General features: G+C 39.0%; 1 protein-coding gene and 1 pseudogene. Both read right to left on the bottom strand.

The genetic code is table 11. From position 1 onward, the window contains the following. Positions 1–364: 364 nt before the first annotated feature. Entirely contained in the window at positions 365–970 is a 606-nt protein-coding gene (locus tag ELS82_RS25100; RefSeq protein WP_134837782.1) for a hypothetical protein, read from the bottom strand. A gap of 143 nt (positions 971–1,113) precedes the next feature. Then, a pseudogene (locus ELS82_RS27225) lies at positions 1,114–1,221 on the bottom strand (glutathione S-transferase family protein); the annotation flags it as partial.

The following is a 1,221-nucleotide window of genomic DNA, read 5'->3' on the forward strand; positions in this document are numbered from 1 at the left end:
AACCGAAATGCTACTTGGCAAAGAACCTAAAAGCGACTTTAAGCCAGTTAAACAGAAAACCGACCGCAACGACCTGACAATGAAGCAACCCACGAACATTGGGATGTTTTACGGGCTGAGAGATTCAAGAATTTAGGCCGACAATACTGATTTGCTGAGTCTACTAGGGACGAATTGCCAGAGGGACAAAGAACTAGAGCCTAAGAACTTTAAGCCTTTGAATTTCAAGTAAACATAACGCCAAATTAAGGTGTGAACAACGCTAACACCTTACCTAAAGCATTGTGCCGTAAACACTAAACCGGCTTGAAGTGAAAGCGCCGAGCGTTGTGAATCACTCTTAAATTTATTGTTATGTCACAAACTAAAGGTTAAGTGCTGCCCACTCAGATTTAACAACAAACTGAGTTAGTTCAATTACTCGTGAAACTCGACTGTATAGTTCTTCTTTAGGGTAATTATCAGAACTAGAGTCACTTATAATCCTGTATATTGAGTCAATTTCTTCCAACACCTCCTGAGCCTCCTGTGCATCAGGGTCTAGTAGTAGATGTAATGAGTTTTTCAAAACTAAAGCCCTAGATAGTTGAGCATCGAATTTTTCAGTCATTTGTAAGGCTTCAAGAGCCATAGCATTTTGTTCAAGACTCTTTAAGACTGAGATACGCTTATCAAGAGATAGGCTAATTTCTGCCATTGTCGTCGACACAGCACAAAACTCGGATACCGTCGAACGAACGCTTTCAATCCACTGTTGTCTATTTTTTACCTTCTCATGAAGTTTGATTTTCATCATTTCAGTTTTCTGATGACTCGTCATCGAAGTCTTAAAGTTTTTGATCGTTAGATATGTTGTTGCTATAACAACCAAAGCCGTAATAAACAAACTACCTATCGAAAATAGATCAGTGTCTGAAACAATTTTAACCACCATATCTTGAGATAAAACCTTCTCTATTGGTATTGCCAATATAAATTCTCCTACATGGGACATAACGCCCAATTAAGGGGTGAACAACGCCTCCACCCAAACCTAAAGCATTGTGTCATAAACACTAAAACTGAAGTAGAACCAAAAGTGCCAAGCGTTGTGAATCCCTCTTAAATTGCTTGTTATGAGTATGATTCAAATGGTGTGAGATCTATACCCTCGATGTCGCAAACCGCTTTAATTGTTGGGTTCAAACAAAGACGCTTTAAATACGCTGCTAGGTGTTTGAA

Origin of the sequence: Vibrio ouci (genome assembly GCF_004551525.1) — a bacterium.
GTDB lineage: Bacteria > Pseudomonadota > Gammaproteobacteria > Enterobacterales > Vibrionaceae > Vibrio > Vibrio ouci.